The following is a 17326-nucleotide window of genomic DNA, read 5'->3' on the forward strand; positions in this document are numbered from 1 at the left end:
AATCGTTAAAGGCTGTATTTATGAATCATTCAGGCTATCAAGCCAAACGTTTAATCCAACTGGCGCTGCCGGTACTGATAGCTCAGGTCACTCAGACCATGATGGGCTTTATTGATACTGTTATGGCGGGCCGTGTTAGTGCTGTCGATATGGCCGCCGTCGCAGTCGGCACTAGCCTTTGGTTACCCGCTATTCTGTTCGTCCAAGGTTTGCTGATGGCTTTTACGCCTTTATTTGCCCACTATAATGGCGCGAATAATCAAAAAGCTATCCAACCTTTGGCCTTTCAAGGTGCCTATCTTGCCATTATAGGCGGCATTGGTGTGATGGTTTTCCTTGCATCAGCCCCCTTTGTGCTTGGCCACATGGACTTGGAGCCTGAATTATACCGCTTAACCATAGGATATCTCGACGGTATTTTATGGGGCGCGCCCGCATTTGTGCTTTATCAAGTGCTACGCGGCTGTAGTGAAGGGATTTCTTACACTTTACCTACTATGGTCATTGGCTTTGTCGGCTTAGCAGTGAACATCCCCGCTAACTATATTTTTATTTATGGACACTTTGGCGTACCGGCCATGGGCGGCGCAGGCTGTGGTATCGCCACTGCTCTCGTATTCTGGGCCATGCTAGTTGCCATGACCATTTACATGCAGTTACATAAAAAATTCGCGGCTTTAGCTCCCTTCAGTAAATTTCATCGCCCAGACTTTGAAACTATGAAGAAAATGACCAAACTCGGCATGCCGATAGCAATGGCGCTGTTTTTTGAAGTGAGTTTATTTGCCATCATAGCGCTATTACTCGCGCCACTTGGCGCAACAGTGGTCGCAAGTCACCAGATTGCGCTCAACTTTTCTGCCATCGTATTTATGCTGCCGTTATCGATAGGTATCGCGGTATCGATTCGGATTGGTTATTACTTAGGCCGTGATCGCGCCGATATTTCCGCTGTGGTCACTAAAGTGGGCTTATGGCTGGCACTATCCCTTGCTCTAACGACAGCTGTTTTGACCGTATTATTTAGATTCCAAATTGCGAAACTTTATAATGGTGATCCTGAAGTGGTTGCCTTAGCCGGCAGCTTGATGTTGATGGCAGCCCTGTATCAATTATCTGATTCAGTTCAAGTGGTCGCAGCGGGTGCTCTTCGCGGTTATAAAGATACGCGCAGCGCTTTTTATATCACGCTGTTTTCCTACTGGGGCATTGGTATGTCACTCGGTTATACCTTAGCTTATACGGACCATATCGTTCCCGCGATGGGCGCCCATGGATTCTGGGCAGGATTGATTGCGGGCTTGACCTCAGCAGCGCTGTTATTTTTCATTCGTCTGCGTTACATCCAAAAGCATGGCGTGCATTTGAGCCTTATTGAAGGTGACAGTGTTCACCATTGATTGCATTAATGGCGAGCGACAGTGCTCGCCTTTTGGTTTATCAGTTTGATTTCGATGCATTCTCTGAAGTAAAGCGAATAAGAAATTGCGGTTTTATCAGCGGCGTTGTTGAAACACTGGGCAAGTTGCGCAGCAATTCACCATTTGACGACAAATTTGTTTTTTTTGCTTGCCAGCCCTGCGCTATGCACCTAATATAGCGCTCGTTCCAAGGCGCAACGCTTTTGAATAGCTTGTTAAATTTTGCGATGCACCCGTAGCTCAGTTGGTTAGAGCACTACCTTGACATGGTAGGGGTCGGTGGTTCGAGTCCACTCGGGTGTACCACTCTCTTCACAGAGTATAAAATGTGACTTCTTATTGAAAAGTAAACAGTGCACCCGTAGCTCAGTTGGTTAGAGCACTACCTTGACATGGTAGGGGTCGGTGGTTCGAGTCCACTCGGGTGTACCATTTCTTGCTTTAACTCCCTTTAAAACCTCAATTTAAAATAATCATCCATAAGGATGTTTAATTTTTATTTGTGCCTAAGATAAAATTTTGGTGCCTAAACTAGGTTTTCCCAAAAACATTCAAACATGCCCCACCCTTCAGCTCTGCCTGATTTTGTCTCTATTACTTAATCCACATTTACTGCTGTTCCCCCAAAATTCGTTGTTTTTCTAAATTTGTGCCTATTTCGTGCCAAACCTGTTGGCACAAGATGCTTTTGACGATTTTTTTGTTGACCCCCACCATAGTTGGCACACAACAGCAGCTTAAAATTCAAATCTGCTTGAAACTATCAAAGGAATTATCCGAAAAATGAATAAAGTTTTTGTTTTACCTAAATGTTTGGAATGTGAAAGTCGATTAAAAAATTGAATAACGATTCTTATTTCTTAGTAAGCAAAAATAGGATTGTTATGGACTAATTTGTGCCTCACAACAGTGAGAACTAAAAACGACATTACTTGTCGTCTCACTGAATACACTATGTTCATTAAATGCGAATGGACGATGAAAACTACTTAAAATGAAAATATTTTTGGATGATGAACGACTCGCTCCTACTGGCTGGCTACAAGTTCGATGGCCAGATGAGGTTATCTCCTATTTAGCCAAAGGCATGGTAACCGATATTAGCCTAGACCATGATTTAGGAGATGATGCTAGAGGTACTGGCTACGATGTGCTGCTTTGGATTGAGCAAGCGATTGTTGATACAGGCTTTAAGCCTCCGAAAATTAATGTACATACGAGTAATCCTGCAGCAAGAATAAGAATGCTTGCTGCTGTAGAACAGATCACCCGCCTAGCCGAGGTGAAATTACAATGACAGCACCTACGGTTGCACCTTTACTTTTATTGTCCGGCGATCCATTTCATCTGCTTGGCCAACTTTCAGCCTTTCATAGTCTGAAGCTAATTTGTCGGCTCAAACAAATCCTGCCAGCTCACGTTGGTCGAGCTGTCTCGACTCATGCAGGCATCCCCGTGATCGCAGCAGATTTTGAATTGCGGATCATCGCAGAGGCATATAATTGTTTTGAGAATTTTGATGTTGAAATCTATTTGACGTTTCAGAGAGATCGCGATGCTTGGATGGATTATCAACAGAAGGCTAATGAAATGATTAAGTTAGGCCATTCGGTGTTAGTAACGGCTGAAGTCTATAGCCACATTGACGGCTCGATATGTTTGTATGATCCACTACTCACACCTACCGATATGCCTTTTATTCAATAGGACTGACAATGAAACTGCTCCATGTTTCCGATCTGCATTTCAACCAAGTTCAAATGCTATGGGTTACCGACAATGCATCCGAAGCTGACGTTGTTTGTCTAACAGGTGACTTCATTGATAGTCGATACAACTGCCCTACACCAATCGATAAGCAAGTGGCCGTTATCTCATGCTGGTTAAAACAGTTCAATCGTCCTATTTTTGTATGCTCGGGCAATCATGATCAATTAGGTGATGAACTCAATTCAACCTGGTTAAGGGAAATTGAGGGGATCTACGCAGATCGCTCTATCGCCTCAATCAATGGGGTGACATTCGGCAGCGCGTCATATGGTACATCTGACTTCACACCATTTTCTCGATGCAATGTACTGCTTCACCACGAACCGCCTTCAGGGCTTAGTGTCGCGAAGCAATCGGGGCGAGATTTTGGCTCAAGGGACCTAACAACGGCAATTAAATCGGGCACCTTGTCTCTTGTATGGTTACTGACAGGTCACGTTCATCAACCAGAGAAATGCGCCTCCAAATTTCGCGGGTGCAGCATTTCAAATCCTGGAGCCAACAATAAGAGTGAAGTCCCTAATCATCATTGGATCCGTATTTAAGCGTGCCTCAATGCTTTGAAGTACGCACAAAACTGTTCCATTAAAAAACAATACGTAACTCCACATTACCATTAAAAATCGTGACATCTTAGGAGAGGTTATTTTGAGTAAACCCGAGATTGATCCAAACCATATTATCGTTTTTACTGGAGCAGGAATATCAGCGGATCAGCTAGCGACATTTACTGATGATAATGGACTGTGGTTGAAGTATCGGGTTGAAGAGGTTTCTTCTGCTCACGCCTTAAAAGCGTACCCAGAAAAAGTTATCGATTTTTATAATTTCCGCAAACAGGAAGTGTTGTCAGCACACCCTAATCCAGCACACATTGCCATTGCAGAACTTGAAAAAAAATACCGGGTTAGTGTTGTAACCAGTAATGTGGATAATCTTCACGAGCGAGCAGGCTCAACTCAGGTTTATCACGTTCACGGAAGTTTATTTGAGGCACGACATTTAGAGAGTGATATTTCATTTAGCATCGGCGATAGGCTTTATTCACTCGAGAATAATGAAAGGCCTCACGTCGTATTATATGGGGAGCAGGTTCCTAATCTTTATGAAGTAAAAAAACTATTCAAAACAGCATCTAAGGTTTTGATTGTTGGCACTTCCCTTACCGTAAAACCTGTATGTAATCTTCCAAAATATGCACGCGGCAGAGCAGAAAAAATTCTGGTCTCTAAACATGTCAACAAACGACCTTATGGTTTTGAGTTCATACCCTTAGATGCAATTATTGCTGTGCCACTCATCGTAAAACGTTGGCTTAATCAACATTAATGGCGACCAACTCGCTCCCCACCTACTTTAGACAACATTGTTTCTACGATATCACTTGATGACCATTGAAAAGAAATGATGGATTTTTCGATTTTGAAAAATCCATGTGGCATCCCCTTGGAAATACCGTAATCTTCCAGCATGGATGCAAAGACCCTATCCAGCGCGATTTTTGATTCAAATGGCACATTCTCATCACCATCAACCAAACGCCACTTTTGGTAACTTGCATTTGAATAAGGAGGCTCTTGGCTACACGTACCAATAAAAATATATCCGTTCATACAGGCAAGTGTTGGGTAGATGTCCAGTATCTCTTTGATAACACACGTAACCGATTTCATATCTGACTCCGATTGGGGCTTTATTGATACTACTTAGAGATACGACATCTAACGGCTAATACAATTCTATAACCATGACTGACATTATATGACGCCGGTCAATATATCATAGCCGTTAGTCAGGAATAATAGTGATATTTCCTTTGAGGTTATAGTGTTACATGCAAGCAAATGATCCCGCAAACGAGCGTCGCCGCAAAAGTGCGATTTTTAGAAATTTGTTTATGTTGGATAACCTTCCGGCTTTCCCTACTCGTGGTATGACCTTGTCCGAAATTCATGCCCTACTGGAAAATGAAGGATTTGAACTGTCAATTAGGACGATTCAACGAGACCTTAAAATGCTTTCTGAATGGGCAAATCTAGGATATGAGGACGATGACCTAGGATATCGACGCTGGTTCCGAGATTTAAAGAAGCGAAATGTGCTCGATATTCTTCCCACGTCAGAAGCATTCATGCTGGTGCTGTCGGAGCAGCTACTGCGGAGAGTATTACCGCTACATCAAAGTGACAAACTTGAAGCATGGTTAAATCAGGCCAATGTAACGCTATCCTCAAAACACCTCTATGCGAGCTGGATGAAAAAAGTTCAGGTTGTTTCGGACAATTATCCCATCATCTACGATGAGCAGCACATTGACGAGCCATACCGGAAAATCATCTATGAGAGTGTACTTAATGAGAAGGTCATCTCGATTGGCTATCAGTCGAGTGAGGTGAGTGATATAAAAAATTACACTCTTAATCCATTAGGTTTAATTATTAGGGAGCAAAGCCATTACCTCGTAGCCACCAAGGAAGAGTCGCCAGAGGTGCCCCAGCTATTCCTATTCCACAAAATAGTATCAGTCCAAAAGGAGTATTTGGGCATTACCAAACCCAAATCTTTCACTCTTGATGAGTATTACGCCAAAAATCCAACAGGCTGGCTCTTAGAAGACACATTAACCACGGTAGAGCTAAAAGTTAAACAATACGCTCTGGATGTTGTTAAACACAATAAGCTTTCCATAGACCAACAGCTTGAACAGATAGATGAAACATGGTGGAAGGTGACGATGACTTGTTACCCAACATACGACCTTATCGGTTGGATCCTTAAATTTGGTCAAGATGTTGTGTGCTTATCCCCTTCTTCACTAAAACAATTTGTGGTCAAACGACTACAAGCCACTATTGAAAACTACGAGTAACCGTTATGGATAATAGAGTTGAATTAATAAACAAACTGAGTGGCCATGAACACTTTCAAAAATATCCTCGATTAACACCATGGGTTGGGTCGTGGTACTCAGAAAACAAAATCCTGATTATTGGTGAAAGTCATTATCTGCCCAAAGGGGCAACCTACCATCACGATGTCGAAAAATGGTATGCAGGGAATGAATTGGCGCTTGAAGAACACATCAAACATCACTGCCTCAATGAGAAGAACGGGATCAGCTACATAAGTACCTCTGGTATTCTTAAGGCTCGCTCAACAGACATTTCACCTGAAGAAAGAAAATCATTCAAAGCCAAAGGCCATACTATTTATCGTAATCTGTTAACTACCATAAATTCATCTCCTAAATTCAAGCACCAAAATTACCTAGACGTCATTGACCAAGTTGCTTATTACAACTATTTCCAACGCCCAGCAGAGGAGACCGGAGGAAGTATTGATGTAAAACCCCGCGATATACCTATGGCCGAGAGTACATTAAAGCTGGTTTTAAACACGTTACAACCGGAGTTAATCATCGTAGCCTCAAGGAAGGCTGGGAAATTGATTAAGCCACTAATACCTAATTATGAATTTGTCATTACAGCCCACCCATCAAGCGTATGGTGGAATCGGCAAACCAAAAAGGGCAATTGCGGGAAAAGTGATTTAACCCAGTTTCTAGCGAAGCATGTATGAAAACTTAAATTGCTACGTAAGTACATGTTATTTAAGAAAATATAAACTATTAATGAATTTTCCTCAAATGAGTTAGAAGTGCACCCAGCATTTGGATTAACCTAAATTAAGCCTAAGGAGTTTTCAGTGGATATCGAACTATCAAAGCAATATATATACCAAATCCGACATAAGTAAGTATTGCTTAGACAATGGGCATAAATGGTCCTATTCTTTGGTTACCTCTACTCTCGAAAAAAATGGCCCACTTGTTATTGGATTCAACTGGGGAGCCTCAAAGGGCGAAGAATACGAACCTCAAACAGAAATAAAAAAAGCAAATTTCTTAACTGAAGATGTTGGTTCGCTATCTAGAATATATCCATTTTGTAGAAAACACTTCGGTGATGATTTTATATCCAAGATAACTCAATCAAACTATTATTTTTTTAGATCTCACAATGAGTCCCAGATAAGTTCAAAAGACATTGAGTTGTGTGAGCCAATCTTTGAAAAATTGATTAGTATTATAGAACCTTCGATAATTCTTTGTTTTTCAAGCAAACTCCGCGACTCACTCCTCAGAAGTGGTAAAATTCAATCACAAGAAAAGCTTGAAATTGAATACGATAGAGGAAGCTTTAAAATGACATATTGTGCAATCAAAGCAACCTTAAACTCTGGGGTTAAAATTAATTTTCTACCACACCCAAACTATCCCATTAAAGGTGAAGCCAGAATAAAAGCATGGGATTTTTGTTGTGGGCGAAATCCTTGCTATTGAGTAGTCCGATCGTAGATAACTACGATCGGTACTACGACTAAACTCATCTAAGCAACCATGTTTTATAATTGAATTTATGCTAATTCACACCTAGCGCTTTATATACCGCATCTACAGGATCGGCATAAAAGCTGATTTGAAACTTGGAGAAGATCTCCGCGGGTACGGTTGGAATATCCGAGGCAGACGCCATGGGCAGTAATACTCGCTTGCCGCCGCTGTCCATTGCCAACTGTAAACTGCCTGCCAGATCTTCTACCGGATTGACCACACCACCGAGCGTCATGTCCCCAAGAACCACCATTTGCTCCTGCACAGGTTTGCTCATCAGGATGGAACAAAATGCCACCAGCGCAGCCAGGCTGGTTTTAGTGCTTGGGCCTGAGTTGTGAAGCTCTACGACATGAAGATGGTATTCATGCTCTGAAAACTTAGCGGTGGCACTAATTCGATTCAGGTTACCCTTAAAGTAATCAAACCCGACTCGAATGGCTTCCTTTGCAGGCGTATTTGAGCCAAGGCCTGAGGTTGAGTGCCTGCCATTACCTGGCGTCATTTGAGTTTCAAAACGATAAAGCCCCAGTTGACCCGTGCCCCCTTTTGTCACCATATGCACTACACCAGGTTTACCCAAGCCTTCGGGGATCAGCTGGCTGCCCCCCTGCTCCGGTACATTGACAAAAAACTCTTCGAGAGTCTGATTATCAAGGTAACTAAAATGCACATCAAAAAACTCCATCCCGCCGAGTTTCTTGAGCTGCTCCTTGATACGCCGACGTAGCTCCAGTGCGTAGGTCAAACAACGGCGCACATCTTCTTTATCAAATACACCATGGGGATGCAGCAGCTTCAATAATCCAGACACAGTACGACGCACGGCAATCACATCACGTTGGTTCAGGTTATTGCCCAATTTAAAATAGCGATCAATGGCATCAGAAAAACTACGTTTACGCATCTCGCGCATGTATTCAGCAAGGTAATCGGTGATCAGGCCATAGCTGTTGGTAAAAAACTCCGGCCGCATCTTGGGAATATCCCAACCGGGAATATAGGCATGAAAACGATCAAAGAAGGCCGTGTCGATCATTGCCTCCGGGAACGGCGCCAGCAGATGGCTGGTCTTGACCAGGGTTTCGACACTCTGGTTGATGTTGCCGACAAACACCATCGACGCTTTCGCCTCAATCGAATCACGGCCACGGGAGAAGGAGCCCGATGCCATGTAATCCTTCATGATCTGCACGCCATCTTTATCTTTAAAAGTGATCCCCGCCACCTCGTCAAAGGCCACCACATCCCACATGCCCACTAAGCCGACTTGTCGCGAGCTCATGTTATAAAACAAATTAGCCACAGTAGTTTGCCCGCCGGAAACTAACAGGGAGTTGGGCGAGCACTCCTTATACACATGGCTTTTACCCGTACCACGGGGGCCAAGTTCACACACGTTATAGTTGTTTTCAACAAAGGGGATCATCCGCGTCAGCAAATGCCACTTAACCCGTTGCTTTAGGTTCGTGGGTTCCATACCTATGGAGCGAATGAGCACATCTAGCCACTGATCGGTTGAAAACTGCGCGCGAGCGGCAAACAGCTCCTCCATATCCATCGACGGCATTTGAATAGGCTTGAGCATAGCCACTGAAAACGGTGAGGTTTTTTGGCCTTCTTCATAAAAATAATTGAGGGTGATGATGCACCAGATCCCACCCGTCAGCAGCTTCTCATTCTGCTTAACAATGTTCGATGGGATCACCGCATCCTTAATGCCTAGGTTCGATAACTGCGCCTCGTAGACATCCTTTTTCTGGTTGAGTTTTACCCCAACCTTATCAATCACCTTAAAGCTGCCACGCTCACGGATCAGCGATTTAACCTTTTCGGCCTCGTCGGGACGCACGTAGTTTTCCGCCAAGATCTTCTTAACGTTTTCAAGTCCCTCGCGCACCACCTCATCATCGTCAGAGGCGCAGTACATCCCAAGCAGGTACTCCAAAACATATACAGGCACGTTAGCGCCTTCTTTTAATTGCTTGGTTAGGTCTTTACGAACCACTTTACCCTTAAAAAAACGATTAAGGCGAGTATCGAGATCTGCCGAATTCAGTTCAGCAATTTCATCCGCTGCCGATTTCGGCGCCCCAATACTAGGCATTGCCTCTGGATCTTGTGTATGTTGCCCATCGAGCCCACTGCGGCCTTGATAAACATCCAATTGCTGGATCACTACATTGTTGGTCACGTGGGTGACAGATACAGGCTCTGCCTGTTCTGCCTTACCTAAAAACTCGCCATCAGGATTGTGATTTTCAAGTGTCGACATGCAGTTCACCTTGCGGGCACTAACTGCCCTGTTGTTAATTTTTATATATCAATAAGATATTAGTGATCGATTGGTTTTTAATTGACCTTAAAAACCAAAATCATTACTAAAAGCCAAGTCAATGGTCACGGGATAACGGGCAAGTTCAATCCCTTCATCGTCATCGGTGATCACTAACTGATAATGCACCTTACGGTCATATTGCTCGGCTGTCAGCTTAAGTCTAACGTCCTGAACTCGTTCATCGAGGATCAAAGATGCCGACTCAAACATCACCCGTTCAATAGCCGACACACTTACGCCATTATCATCCACTATACCAAAGCGCAGATTGCGGGGCTTAAACTTGTCACCCACGGCATCGGTTTGTAAAAAACGCACCTTATCAATGGCATTCACCAGCTTAATCGGTTGATGGGCAGGCACTACACCCACTTTTTGCTTTTCATTTTGCTGTAACTTTTTACCACGCAGCTCCTGCACCTCAACAATAGGCACACAAATTTCTTGTAACATAGCGCCACCGTGGACAAAACGCGCCCCACCGACAAAATGGAATCGGCTTACGCCGCGCGGCAGATAACATTCCATATCGGTTGTACCGCCAATGAACTGTGCCAACCGGCCATGCCATACCTCATCGTTTTGTGGTAAATTGCGCCCCAGTAAATAGCGTTTTTTGGCTTCAACCGTGCCAGCGGGTTCATGCAATAAACCTGACTTAACTGCAGCTTCTGGGCTTGCCTGCTGGAACAAAAAGCCATGGTCAGCCGTCACCAGCACTCGGGTCACCCCTAAACCATTAATCACTTTTGTCACCAGCGCTTGCAGTTCCTCAATCGCTTTACGCACTGCGCTAAAGGTTTGATGCTCAGTTGCCGCTTTATCGCCAATGGCATCAATCACATCGTGATAAATGTAAATCACATTGGCCTCACCCACGGCTTCAACGGCCTGAGCACGGGTCCAACCAAGCAGCTCCTTGGCCGAAATAGCCAGCCCGCCAACGCTGGCCAAAATACTGCCGCGATTAGCCAGCCCAGCACTGCTTTTACCATCCACCAGTACCGTAGTACCGTCGCTTGCATAGTCTAATTGCTTATGGGGTAACAACGCTGCCATCCCAAGCTGAGTGTAACTGGGCAGTACCCCCAGCTGGCTTTTAAGTTGCGCCGTAAAGCGTTTGGCTTGATTAATCTCGCTCTGCAGCTCATGGGCCACTTCGTAGCGCAGCGCATCACTGATAATCACAAACTGGCGCCGAACCCCGGGTTGCGCCAAACGGGTGCGGACCGAGGTATCAAAAAAGTGCTGCTGCGAGGGAATACCCAACTGCCAGTGATCGAGGCGCTGCTCTTTGGCAAGTAGCCCATCCCAGCAAAGTCCCAACTGATACAAATACCAGTTCACATACAGGTCTTCAATCGCGGTATCTAGGCTGGCGAGGATCTCCACCGCCTGCCCCTGCAACTCATCCACCGCCTCGTTAAATAATCGATAAGAGGCGTCAAACTGAAACAGTTCTTTCTCGTAGGCCAAATACATGGCCTGAGCGCTAGGGTAATGGAAGCCATCCACAAAGCGTCGTCTTAAATCAAACAGCTGCTCTGCGTGGCAAAGCGCTTGATATAAAAAGCGGTATTTGGGCGTACTTCGCGCCCAGTACATTTGGCGGCGGCGCGACAGTAACATGGCAAAATCGGCACGAGAAAACACCAATCCTCCCGCCTGCAAATCCTCCACTAACGCCCGAATGATCCATTGTTCGACCGCTTCAAAGGTTTCTACCGCTAGCAACTGCGAGGTTTCTAAGGTCGTTAAACGGCTACTCAGCTCTAACTGCTTAGCGATCATCGCCGACAATTGGCGGTAATCCTCACTATAGCGGCTCGAATCTCGCCATAAGCCTAGCAAAGTCATGGCATTGGCGCGTCCCGATGGATTGGCCAGCAGCTGGCCTTTCATCCATTGTGGCCGTGCGCCATCCATCAGCTCATAACACTCGCTCACCAGCATTCGCCGCAGTAAGTCATTTAAGCTTGGCGTTGCCGTGTCATCCGTCACGCCAAGGTAATCAAAATGCTCCGCCATCAGTGCCCAAAAGCTTATCAGCACACAATGCTTTTCAAGCAGGGCCAACTCTTTCTCAATGGCCGATGAATCTTCATCCACCATCAGGCTGCCCAGCGTCATCAGCATATCTGGGTAATTGGGCTTACACCCCAGCAGCACACTGATGATTTTCATGTCCAGCGATAATGGCGTTTCTTGGCCGCTACGGCCATCCACTCTGGCCTTTAAGGTTTTAAGCCGCTCTTGGCTGGCAAAAAAACTCTGCCGCGCCGCAATGTGCTCCCGCAGTGACATATCATGCAGCCCAAGCTCATTTAAAATGATCGACGCCGCATCGGCATAAAAGGTCTCGCTGTAGCAGCGCATATCCAGCAGCCAATCCTCGGCCGCAACAGGCTCAGCACTCGGCCAATACAGCAAAAACGCCTGTGGCTGTGCTTGTGCCTGTGAAAATGAAGACGGCTGTTGGTGCAAATCCTGCGAATTCTGTAACGCCGATACATTCGGCAAATCAATCCGGCAGCGCACCGCCAGCTGTGACTCCTCGGCCATATTCAGCACACACACAGGTGCATCTTGATGCCACAGCGACAGCTCGTTAAGCACCGCGGTAAAGCTCTGGTCAGGATCGTGCCAAAACACAATCCGGCTGGCTTCGAATTTTTTGTTTAAACCCGTTTGTAACTGGGTAATATCCATTTTAAATCCAATAATTTACTGTAAAATCACTAACGCGTTAAAGACCTGAATCATCGACTTGTTTGATTTCTGTATCACTGGCGTCAATCTCACTCGCCCTTATCGCCGGTGATGGCTTTCACATCACTGAGCAAGGTGCCGAATTTGCCGTAGTTGACCTTGACCCCGTCATCGAGATCCAGGGTGATGCGCATATCGGCGTGGTGTTTAAGCTGGTCGTCAAAGGCGCGCAGCTCGGTAAGCTGTTTATTGAGGCTGTCGATCTCTTTGCCAATGCGCTTAGCTTCCGCGGTGCTGGCTTCGGTTTGTTCCATGCGTTTGCGTTCGATACGGCTCGCCATTTGGCCAAGCAGCGGGGTGACGTATTCGGTGCGCATCCGTGGCAGGGTCGATTCGTTATAACGGTGCAGATAGACCAGACACTCGAAGGCCTTTTCCTTGCCGGAGCTGAACAGCCAGTAAATCGGCCGCTTTTTGTAGGTTTTAAGATGATCTTTATAAAACTGGCTTGAAAGGTAACGACGAATGGTCTCGCGCGCCGTTTCGCCGCCCTTTTTCACCGGTTTCACCGCGTAAAGATTAAGACTGTCGGCAATAAAGCTAAGGTTTTCCTCGAGCGACTCTTTGCCCCAAACCGTGGCGACAAAGGCCTCGATGCGCGCCGCCACATCATCGCTAAACCAGTTTTCAGAGGTTAATGGCAAAATGCCATCGTCATCGGCGGCAAAGCTGGTATAAGCGCCCTCTTCCTCCAGCGCCTTAAAGCCCTCGTTACCAGCATAGGCGTACACCAGCCCGTCGCGGTCCAGCGAATAGCGGCCCATCATGCAGCCGATGGCGTAGGAGATGAGTTCAGCAATGGTGTCCGATTGCAGCCGTGCCTCCCGCTCGTCGTCAGTCAGATTACCGCCATAGCGATAGTGCGGGTTACAGGTCAGGGTGATTTCGTTTAAAGGCACCTCGGGTGTCAATTCATCCTGCAGACCATAGCCGTCGATAAAGAGGCGGTTATTTTCTTCTTCCAGACGCTGCATTTCGAGGGTGGTGGCAAGCCAGTTTGAGCGAGCATGTTGGCAACCTGCACTGATTTTAGGTTGATGATTTTTTGAATATAATAAAGGTAGAGAAGGGAATTCCCATGATGTCTCATAGGAGTTCCAATCATTTTTGGAAATTTCCACTAATAACTGAAGGTTTTCTAAAGCTCTATCTGGGGCTAATGTGAATGGAATTTTTTTTAAAATTTGAGGTGTTACATTTAGTGTTGGGTTAAGTAAGGCAAGTATGTAAGTCGATATATTTGAATTTAGAAATGCAAGTGCACTTTCTAAATACCCTTCTTCTTTACAGAAAAGGCCGAGACCGGCAGAGTCGAATGTAAATCCCGTTGGGTATTTTCTAAAGCTTGATTTAGATGATGTGATTTTTGACCACCCAACATGTTCCATGAAATAATATTCTTTACCATCATGTCTAAATCCTAGATTTTTTGACATAGCATCAAGATGTTTTTGAGAATATTTTAAGATGGAGTCAAAGTTACCATACCATTTTCTGAACTCCCCCCCCTTATTATGAGGGGTATATTTGAATTCGCCATGTTCGGACTTCCTCAGAAATCCGAAATCAATCTCATGCCATAAATTAATAAAATCTTCATTTTTACCAGTACAAATGCCAGCCTTTATATGAAAATGTTTTTCATATATTTCTGTAGATGAAAAAAGATCTGCAATTGTATGACTTAGCCAATAAGCCACCGGGCTCCCCGGGATTTTGCCAAAATCCGCCGCTGAGGCGCGGTAAAAGTGTTGTTGCATGTCGTTATTCTGTTGCTGGCTCATTGGGCCACCTCATTTTTTAAATCGGGTTGTAGATTGGTTTTCGCCAACGGTTGTAGTTGCGCTAACAAATCAAAAAAATACTCAAAAACGGGCCGTAACTGTGTCATGGTTGCGTCATCGACTTGGCCATTGGTATGCACCAGATCATTTCTTCGATTACGAATAGTAGTTTTGCCACCCAAGCTAACTCCGTCAGGCAATGGCTTTTCCTTGGTGCCCAATAAATAATCCAACAGCGCTATATCAATGTCCTGTGCCAACAATTCAAGCGCTGACTTAATTACCGCGAGATCCAGTTGCCGACTGCTGCTTTGGGCATGGTCTTTGAAGATGCTCTGCAATGGGCCAATCAGAGAGGGCAACGCCTTAGCAGAAAGCGTTTGTGCCTGTGCCTGTGCTTCTTTTTTAGAAGAGACAGTGAGATGAGGCTGTAATGCACGTTTTAGCTCTGGCTGGAGTTTTTTAAGCGCAGCCTGAGTTTCTTTGGTGTATTTGTAGATACTCATCAGCTCTTTGGCTGCTACTTCGGTGACTATCCACAGGTGCAGAAAAGCAGCCGTAGTAAACCCCGCCTCTTGCAGCGTTTGGGCATGCTTACGCTCAGCTTGAATGTGCGCCACTTTCAACGCGTCATTCGCTGCAATCTCAGAGAGCATTAGCTGCTTATGGGTTGGCAGTGTCATTTTCATTCACCATTTAGCGCGGACTTAAACATCGCCGCTTTTTCTGCTTCGCTATTGCCATCCACTAAGCGGAAATATCCGCCCTGATAGGTGGGCAGATGGGGCTGGGCCAGCACAAAGGCGGCGGTAGAGACCACCTCGCCACAGATACTGTTTATGGTTGGGATGTGCATGGTTACTCTCCCTGCTCGCTGGCTGCGCTGCACTGCTTGACCGCTTTCAAGTTGCGCTCGTTTAGCGGCGGAAACTGCTTCGGGCGGCCATTGTCGTCAATATCTTCATATTCGACATAACAGAAACCACCACGAGTCAAGCGATTACCTCCTTTACGGCACACTGTTGCAGCCGTACCAAAGGCAATCCCCATCACCATATTGGCCATATGTGCCATACATTCGATGGCGGAATGATTGAGCAACTTGATGCGCAGATTTTCGTAAGACGAAAGGAACATCCAACTTTGCATGGTCACCATGGCATGAAATGCGTTGGGCTTTAGCAGATCGAAGCCACTTTCCATAAACATGGCGAATAGATCTGATTTGCTATCGGGGAACTGCTTTTTAGCAAACTCTTTTAAATCGGCATTCATGCCCTTGCCGCCCATATAGGGTGGGTTGGCAATCACGGCATCATAGCGTTTGGTGAGTACGCTGGCTTGCTTGAGCAGCGGCAGCAGCGCCTGAGCCGCCGGTTTTTGCATGGCATCGCCGCGTTCACTTAAGCCCTTGAGGGTGGTGAGCAGCTCGGCGATGGCCTCGGCTTTATCGGCTGGCACCGCAATCAAGGAGCCTAAGGTTTTGGCGTCACTAAAGCGCTGCTGTAAATCCTCAAGCAGCGCTAGCCGTGCATCGCTGCTTGCAAGGGTTATCGGGGCACTGGCAAACAGATCCTGCACCTGCCCTCTGTCCCAGTCGGCGTTCAGGTTAAGCGCCTGCCACAGCTTAGGGATATTGAGCGCTCGGCTCTCCTGCAGAGCATAAATATTGAGCTGGATTTCACGAGAAAAGAGCCGGCGATCATCCTGACGGGCGCGCATCATTAGCGCAAAGCCGGCGAGCTGGGCGGCGCGGTCGTCAATATCGAGGCCATAGAGGTTGTGGCTGAGGATAAGCTCGGGGATCTCGCGGCTGCGGTAACTGCGCTCTTCGTAAATGCGATAAAGGATGTTATAGGCTTCGACCAGAATGTGGCCGGAGCCACAGGCAGGGTCCAGCACTGTGATGGATTCGGGCTCAATGCTGGTGGGCGTTAATCTTGCCAGCTCGGCCAGCACTTCGGCGGGCTGCTCACCCGGCGCCACATAGTAGGGCATATCGCCAGCCAAGGGCGAGCCTGGGTAGGTTTGCAGCCAATAGCGCCCAACCGAGTTTTGCACCAGATATTGCACAATCCAGTTGGGGGTAAACAGCTGGGTGGCGGCGGGAATGTCAGCGGATTTGACCACCTTGCCGATGACTTCATCTTTTTTCTCGCTGATATAAAACTGATACAGCCAGCCAATGACCTCGACCTGGTTCCAGTCTTCTTCCGGGATCCCATCCACCAGCTCGCGCCAGAAGGCGTCGGTACGGGTGAGCCCCTGGGGCAACAAGAGTTCGGTTTCATCGTCGATGGCTTCAAACAGGAATGGCATGGCGCCATGCAGGCGGTGGCACTGACCAAGCAAAAGCTCGCGAAACAGCGCCTCCTGCTGATTACCGACGAGCATCAGCTCCAGCAGCGCGGCTTTATCGAGGGCTACGCCCTCCTCCATTAACGAGTCAATGACCTCAGTAGCACGATCTAGCACCTCAAAGCCTTGGGGCTGAGTGGGGTGCGATAAGATTCGCACGCCATGTTCAAGATATCCCTCTTCGCTTTTGAGCTCCATAAAGCGGATAGCGCAGAAACGGTTAAACCAGGTGTAGGCCATCTGCTCTATCACGGCGGCCAGCCCTTCGGATTCGATGCGCTGCGTTAAGCGCTTAAGCGGCGCACTGACACGGGCCGGATGGGTGTATCCGGCAACCTGCAGCACATCGCCGCTGAGCACGGGCGCGCTGATGCCCTTGGCGGTTAAACCAAACTCAGCGGCACGGGCAGTAATGGCCTTGATAAAGGCGGTGCGGGCGCGGGGCGCGACTTTTTTAAGGTTATTGGTGTTCATGGTCCATCCGGAATATGCT

15 protein-coding genes and 2 tRNA genes are annotated in these 17326 nt (G+C 46.5%); 10 read left to right on the top strand and 7 right to left on the bottom strand.

From position 1 onward, the window contains the following. Positions 1-20 precede the first annotated feature (20 nt). The 7 genes from L5M18_RS13000 (at position 21) to L5M18_RS13030 (ending at position 4520) form a co-directional block, all read left to right on the top strand. Positions 21-1400: an MATE family efflux transporter gene (locus L5M18_RS13000; protein ID WP_168827724.1), complete on the top strand. Its 1380-nt coding sequence runs from the start codon at positions 21-23 to the stop codon at positions 1398-1400. Positions 1401-1650: 250 nt separating this feature from the next. Beyond that, positions 1651-1727, top strand: a tRNA-Val gene (locus L5M18_RS13005). A gap of 49 nt (positions 1728-1776) precedes the next feature. Further along, positions 1777-1853 (top strand) — tRNA-Val (locus L5M18_RS13010). A 562-nt stretch (positions 1854-2415) separates the two neighbouring features. After that, positions 2416-2718, top strand: coding sequence for a cyclic-phosphate processing receiver domain-containing protein (locus L5M18_RS13015; protein ID WP_263197207.1), 303 nt, complete (start codon positions 2416-2418; stop codon positions 2716-2718). Continuing rightward, entirely contained in the window at positions 2715-3128 is a 414-nt protein-coding gene (locus L5M18_RS13020; protein ID WP_263197208.1) for an MBL fold metallo-hydrolase, read from the top strand. The genes L5M18_RS13015 and L5M18_RS13020 overlap by 4 nt, the downstream gene beginning before the upstream one ends. Before the next feature lie 8 nt (positions 3129-3136). After that, positions 3137-3736 (top strand): metallophosphoesterase, encoded by a 600-nt coding sequence (locus L5M18_RS13025; RefSeq protein WP_263197209.1) that lies wholly within the window; start codon positions 3137-3139, stop codon positions 3734-3736. 103 nt (positions 3737-3839) lie between these two features. After that, positions 3840-4520 carry an SIR2 family NAD-dependent protein deacylase gene (locus tag L5M18_RS13030; RefSeq protein ID WP_263197210.1) on the top strand — a complete coding sequence of 227 codons (681 nt, stop codon included), beginning with the start codon at positions 3840-3842 and terminating at the stop codon, positions 4518-4520. Here L5M18_RS13030 and L5M18_RS13035 read toward each other — a convergent pair. Next, positions 4517-4864: a hypothetical protein gene (locus L5M18_RS13035; protein ID WP_263197211.1), complete on the bottom strand. Its 348-nt coding sequence runs from the start codon at positions 4862-4864 to the stop codon at positions 4517-4519. The genes L5M18_RS13030 and L5M18_RS13035 overlap by 4 nt on opposite strands. A gap of 161 nt (positions 4865-5025) precedes the next feature. On the opposite strand from L5M18_RS13035, the gene L5M18_RS13040 reads away from it, so the two are divergent. The 3 genes from L5M18_RS13040 (at position 5026) to L5M18_RS13050 (ending at position 7533) form a co-directional block, all read left to right on the top strand. Then, positions 5026-6060, top strand: coding sequence for a helix-turn-helix transcriptional regulator (locus L5M18_RS13040; protein ID WP_263197212.1), 1035 nt, complete (start codon positions 5026-5028; stop codon positions 6058-6060). A 5-nt stretch (positions 6061-6065) separates the two neighbouring features. Then, entirely contained in the window at positions 6066-6770 is a 705-nt protein-coding gene (locus tag L5M18_RS13045) for a hypothetical protein (protein ID WP_263197213.1), read from the top strand. Positions 6771-6984: 214 nt separating this feature from the next. Further along, entirely contained in the window at positions 6985-7533 is a 549-nt protein-coding gene (locus L5M18_RS13050; protein WP_263197214.1) for a hypothetical protein, read from the top strand. Between the two features lie 79 nt (positions 7534-7612). Here the strand turns inward: L5M18_RS13050 and brxL are convergent, their stop codons facing one another. The 6 genes from brxL to pglX (L5M18_RS13080) all read right to left on the bottom strand — a co-directional run bounded on the left by brxL (position 7613) and on the right by pglX (L5M18_RS13080) (position 17307). Further along, on the bottom strand, positions 7613-9691 hold the full coding sequence (gene brxL / locus L5M18_RS13055; protein ID WP_126513303.1) for a protease Lon-related BREX system protein BrxL: 2079 nt from the start codon (positions 9689-9691) through the stop codon (positions 7613-7615). 255 nt (positions 9692-9946) lie between these two features. Further along, on the bottom strand, positions 9947-12631 hold the full coding sequence (pglZ, locus tag L5M18_RS13060; protein WP_263197217.1) for a BREX-1 system phosphatase PglZ type A: 2685 nt from the start codon (positions 12629-12631) through the stop codon (positions 9947-9949). Between the two features lie 89 nt (positions 12632-12720). Beyond that, the gene (gene pglX / locus L5M18_RS13065) at positions 12721-14475 is read right to left on the bottom strand and encodes a BREX-1 system adenine-specific DNA-methyltransferase PglX (protein WP_263197219.1); all 1755 of its coding nucleotides are present in this window, start codon (positions 14473-14475) and stop codon (positions 12721-12723) included. Then, positions 14472-15158 carry a hypothetical protein gene (locus tag L5M18_RS13070; RefSeq protein ID WP_263197220.1) on the bottom strand — a complete coding sequence of 229 codons (687 nt, stop codon included), beginning with the start codon at positions 15156-15158 and terminating at the stop codon, positions 14472-14474. The genes pglX (L5M18_RS13065) and L5M18_RS13070 overlap by 4 nt, the downstream gene beginning before the upstream one ends. 2 nt (positions 15159-15160) lie before the next feature. After that, the gene (locus tag L5M18_RS13075; protein WP_263197222.1) at positions 15161-15331 is read right to left on the bottom strand and encodes a BREX-1 system adenine-specific DNA-methyltransferase PglX; all 171 of its coding nucleotides are present in this window, start codon (positions 15329-15331) and stop codon (positions 15161-15163) included. Between the two features lie 2 nt (positions 15332-15333). Continuing rightward, positions 15334-17307 (bottom strand): BREX-1 system adenine-specific DNA-methyltransferase PglX, encoded by a 1974-nt coding sequence (pglX, locus tag L5M18_RS13080; RefSeq protein WP_263197224.1) that lies wholly within the window; start codon positions 17305-17307, stop codon positions 15334-15336. Positions 17308-17326: the final 19 nt, after the last annotated feature.

Source organism: Shewanella sp. SM20 (assembly GCF_025654545.1).
Classification (GTDB): domain Bacteria; phylum Pseudomonadota; class Gammaproteobacteria; order Enterobacterales; family Shewanellaceae; genus Shewanella; species Shewanella oncorhynchi.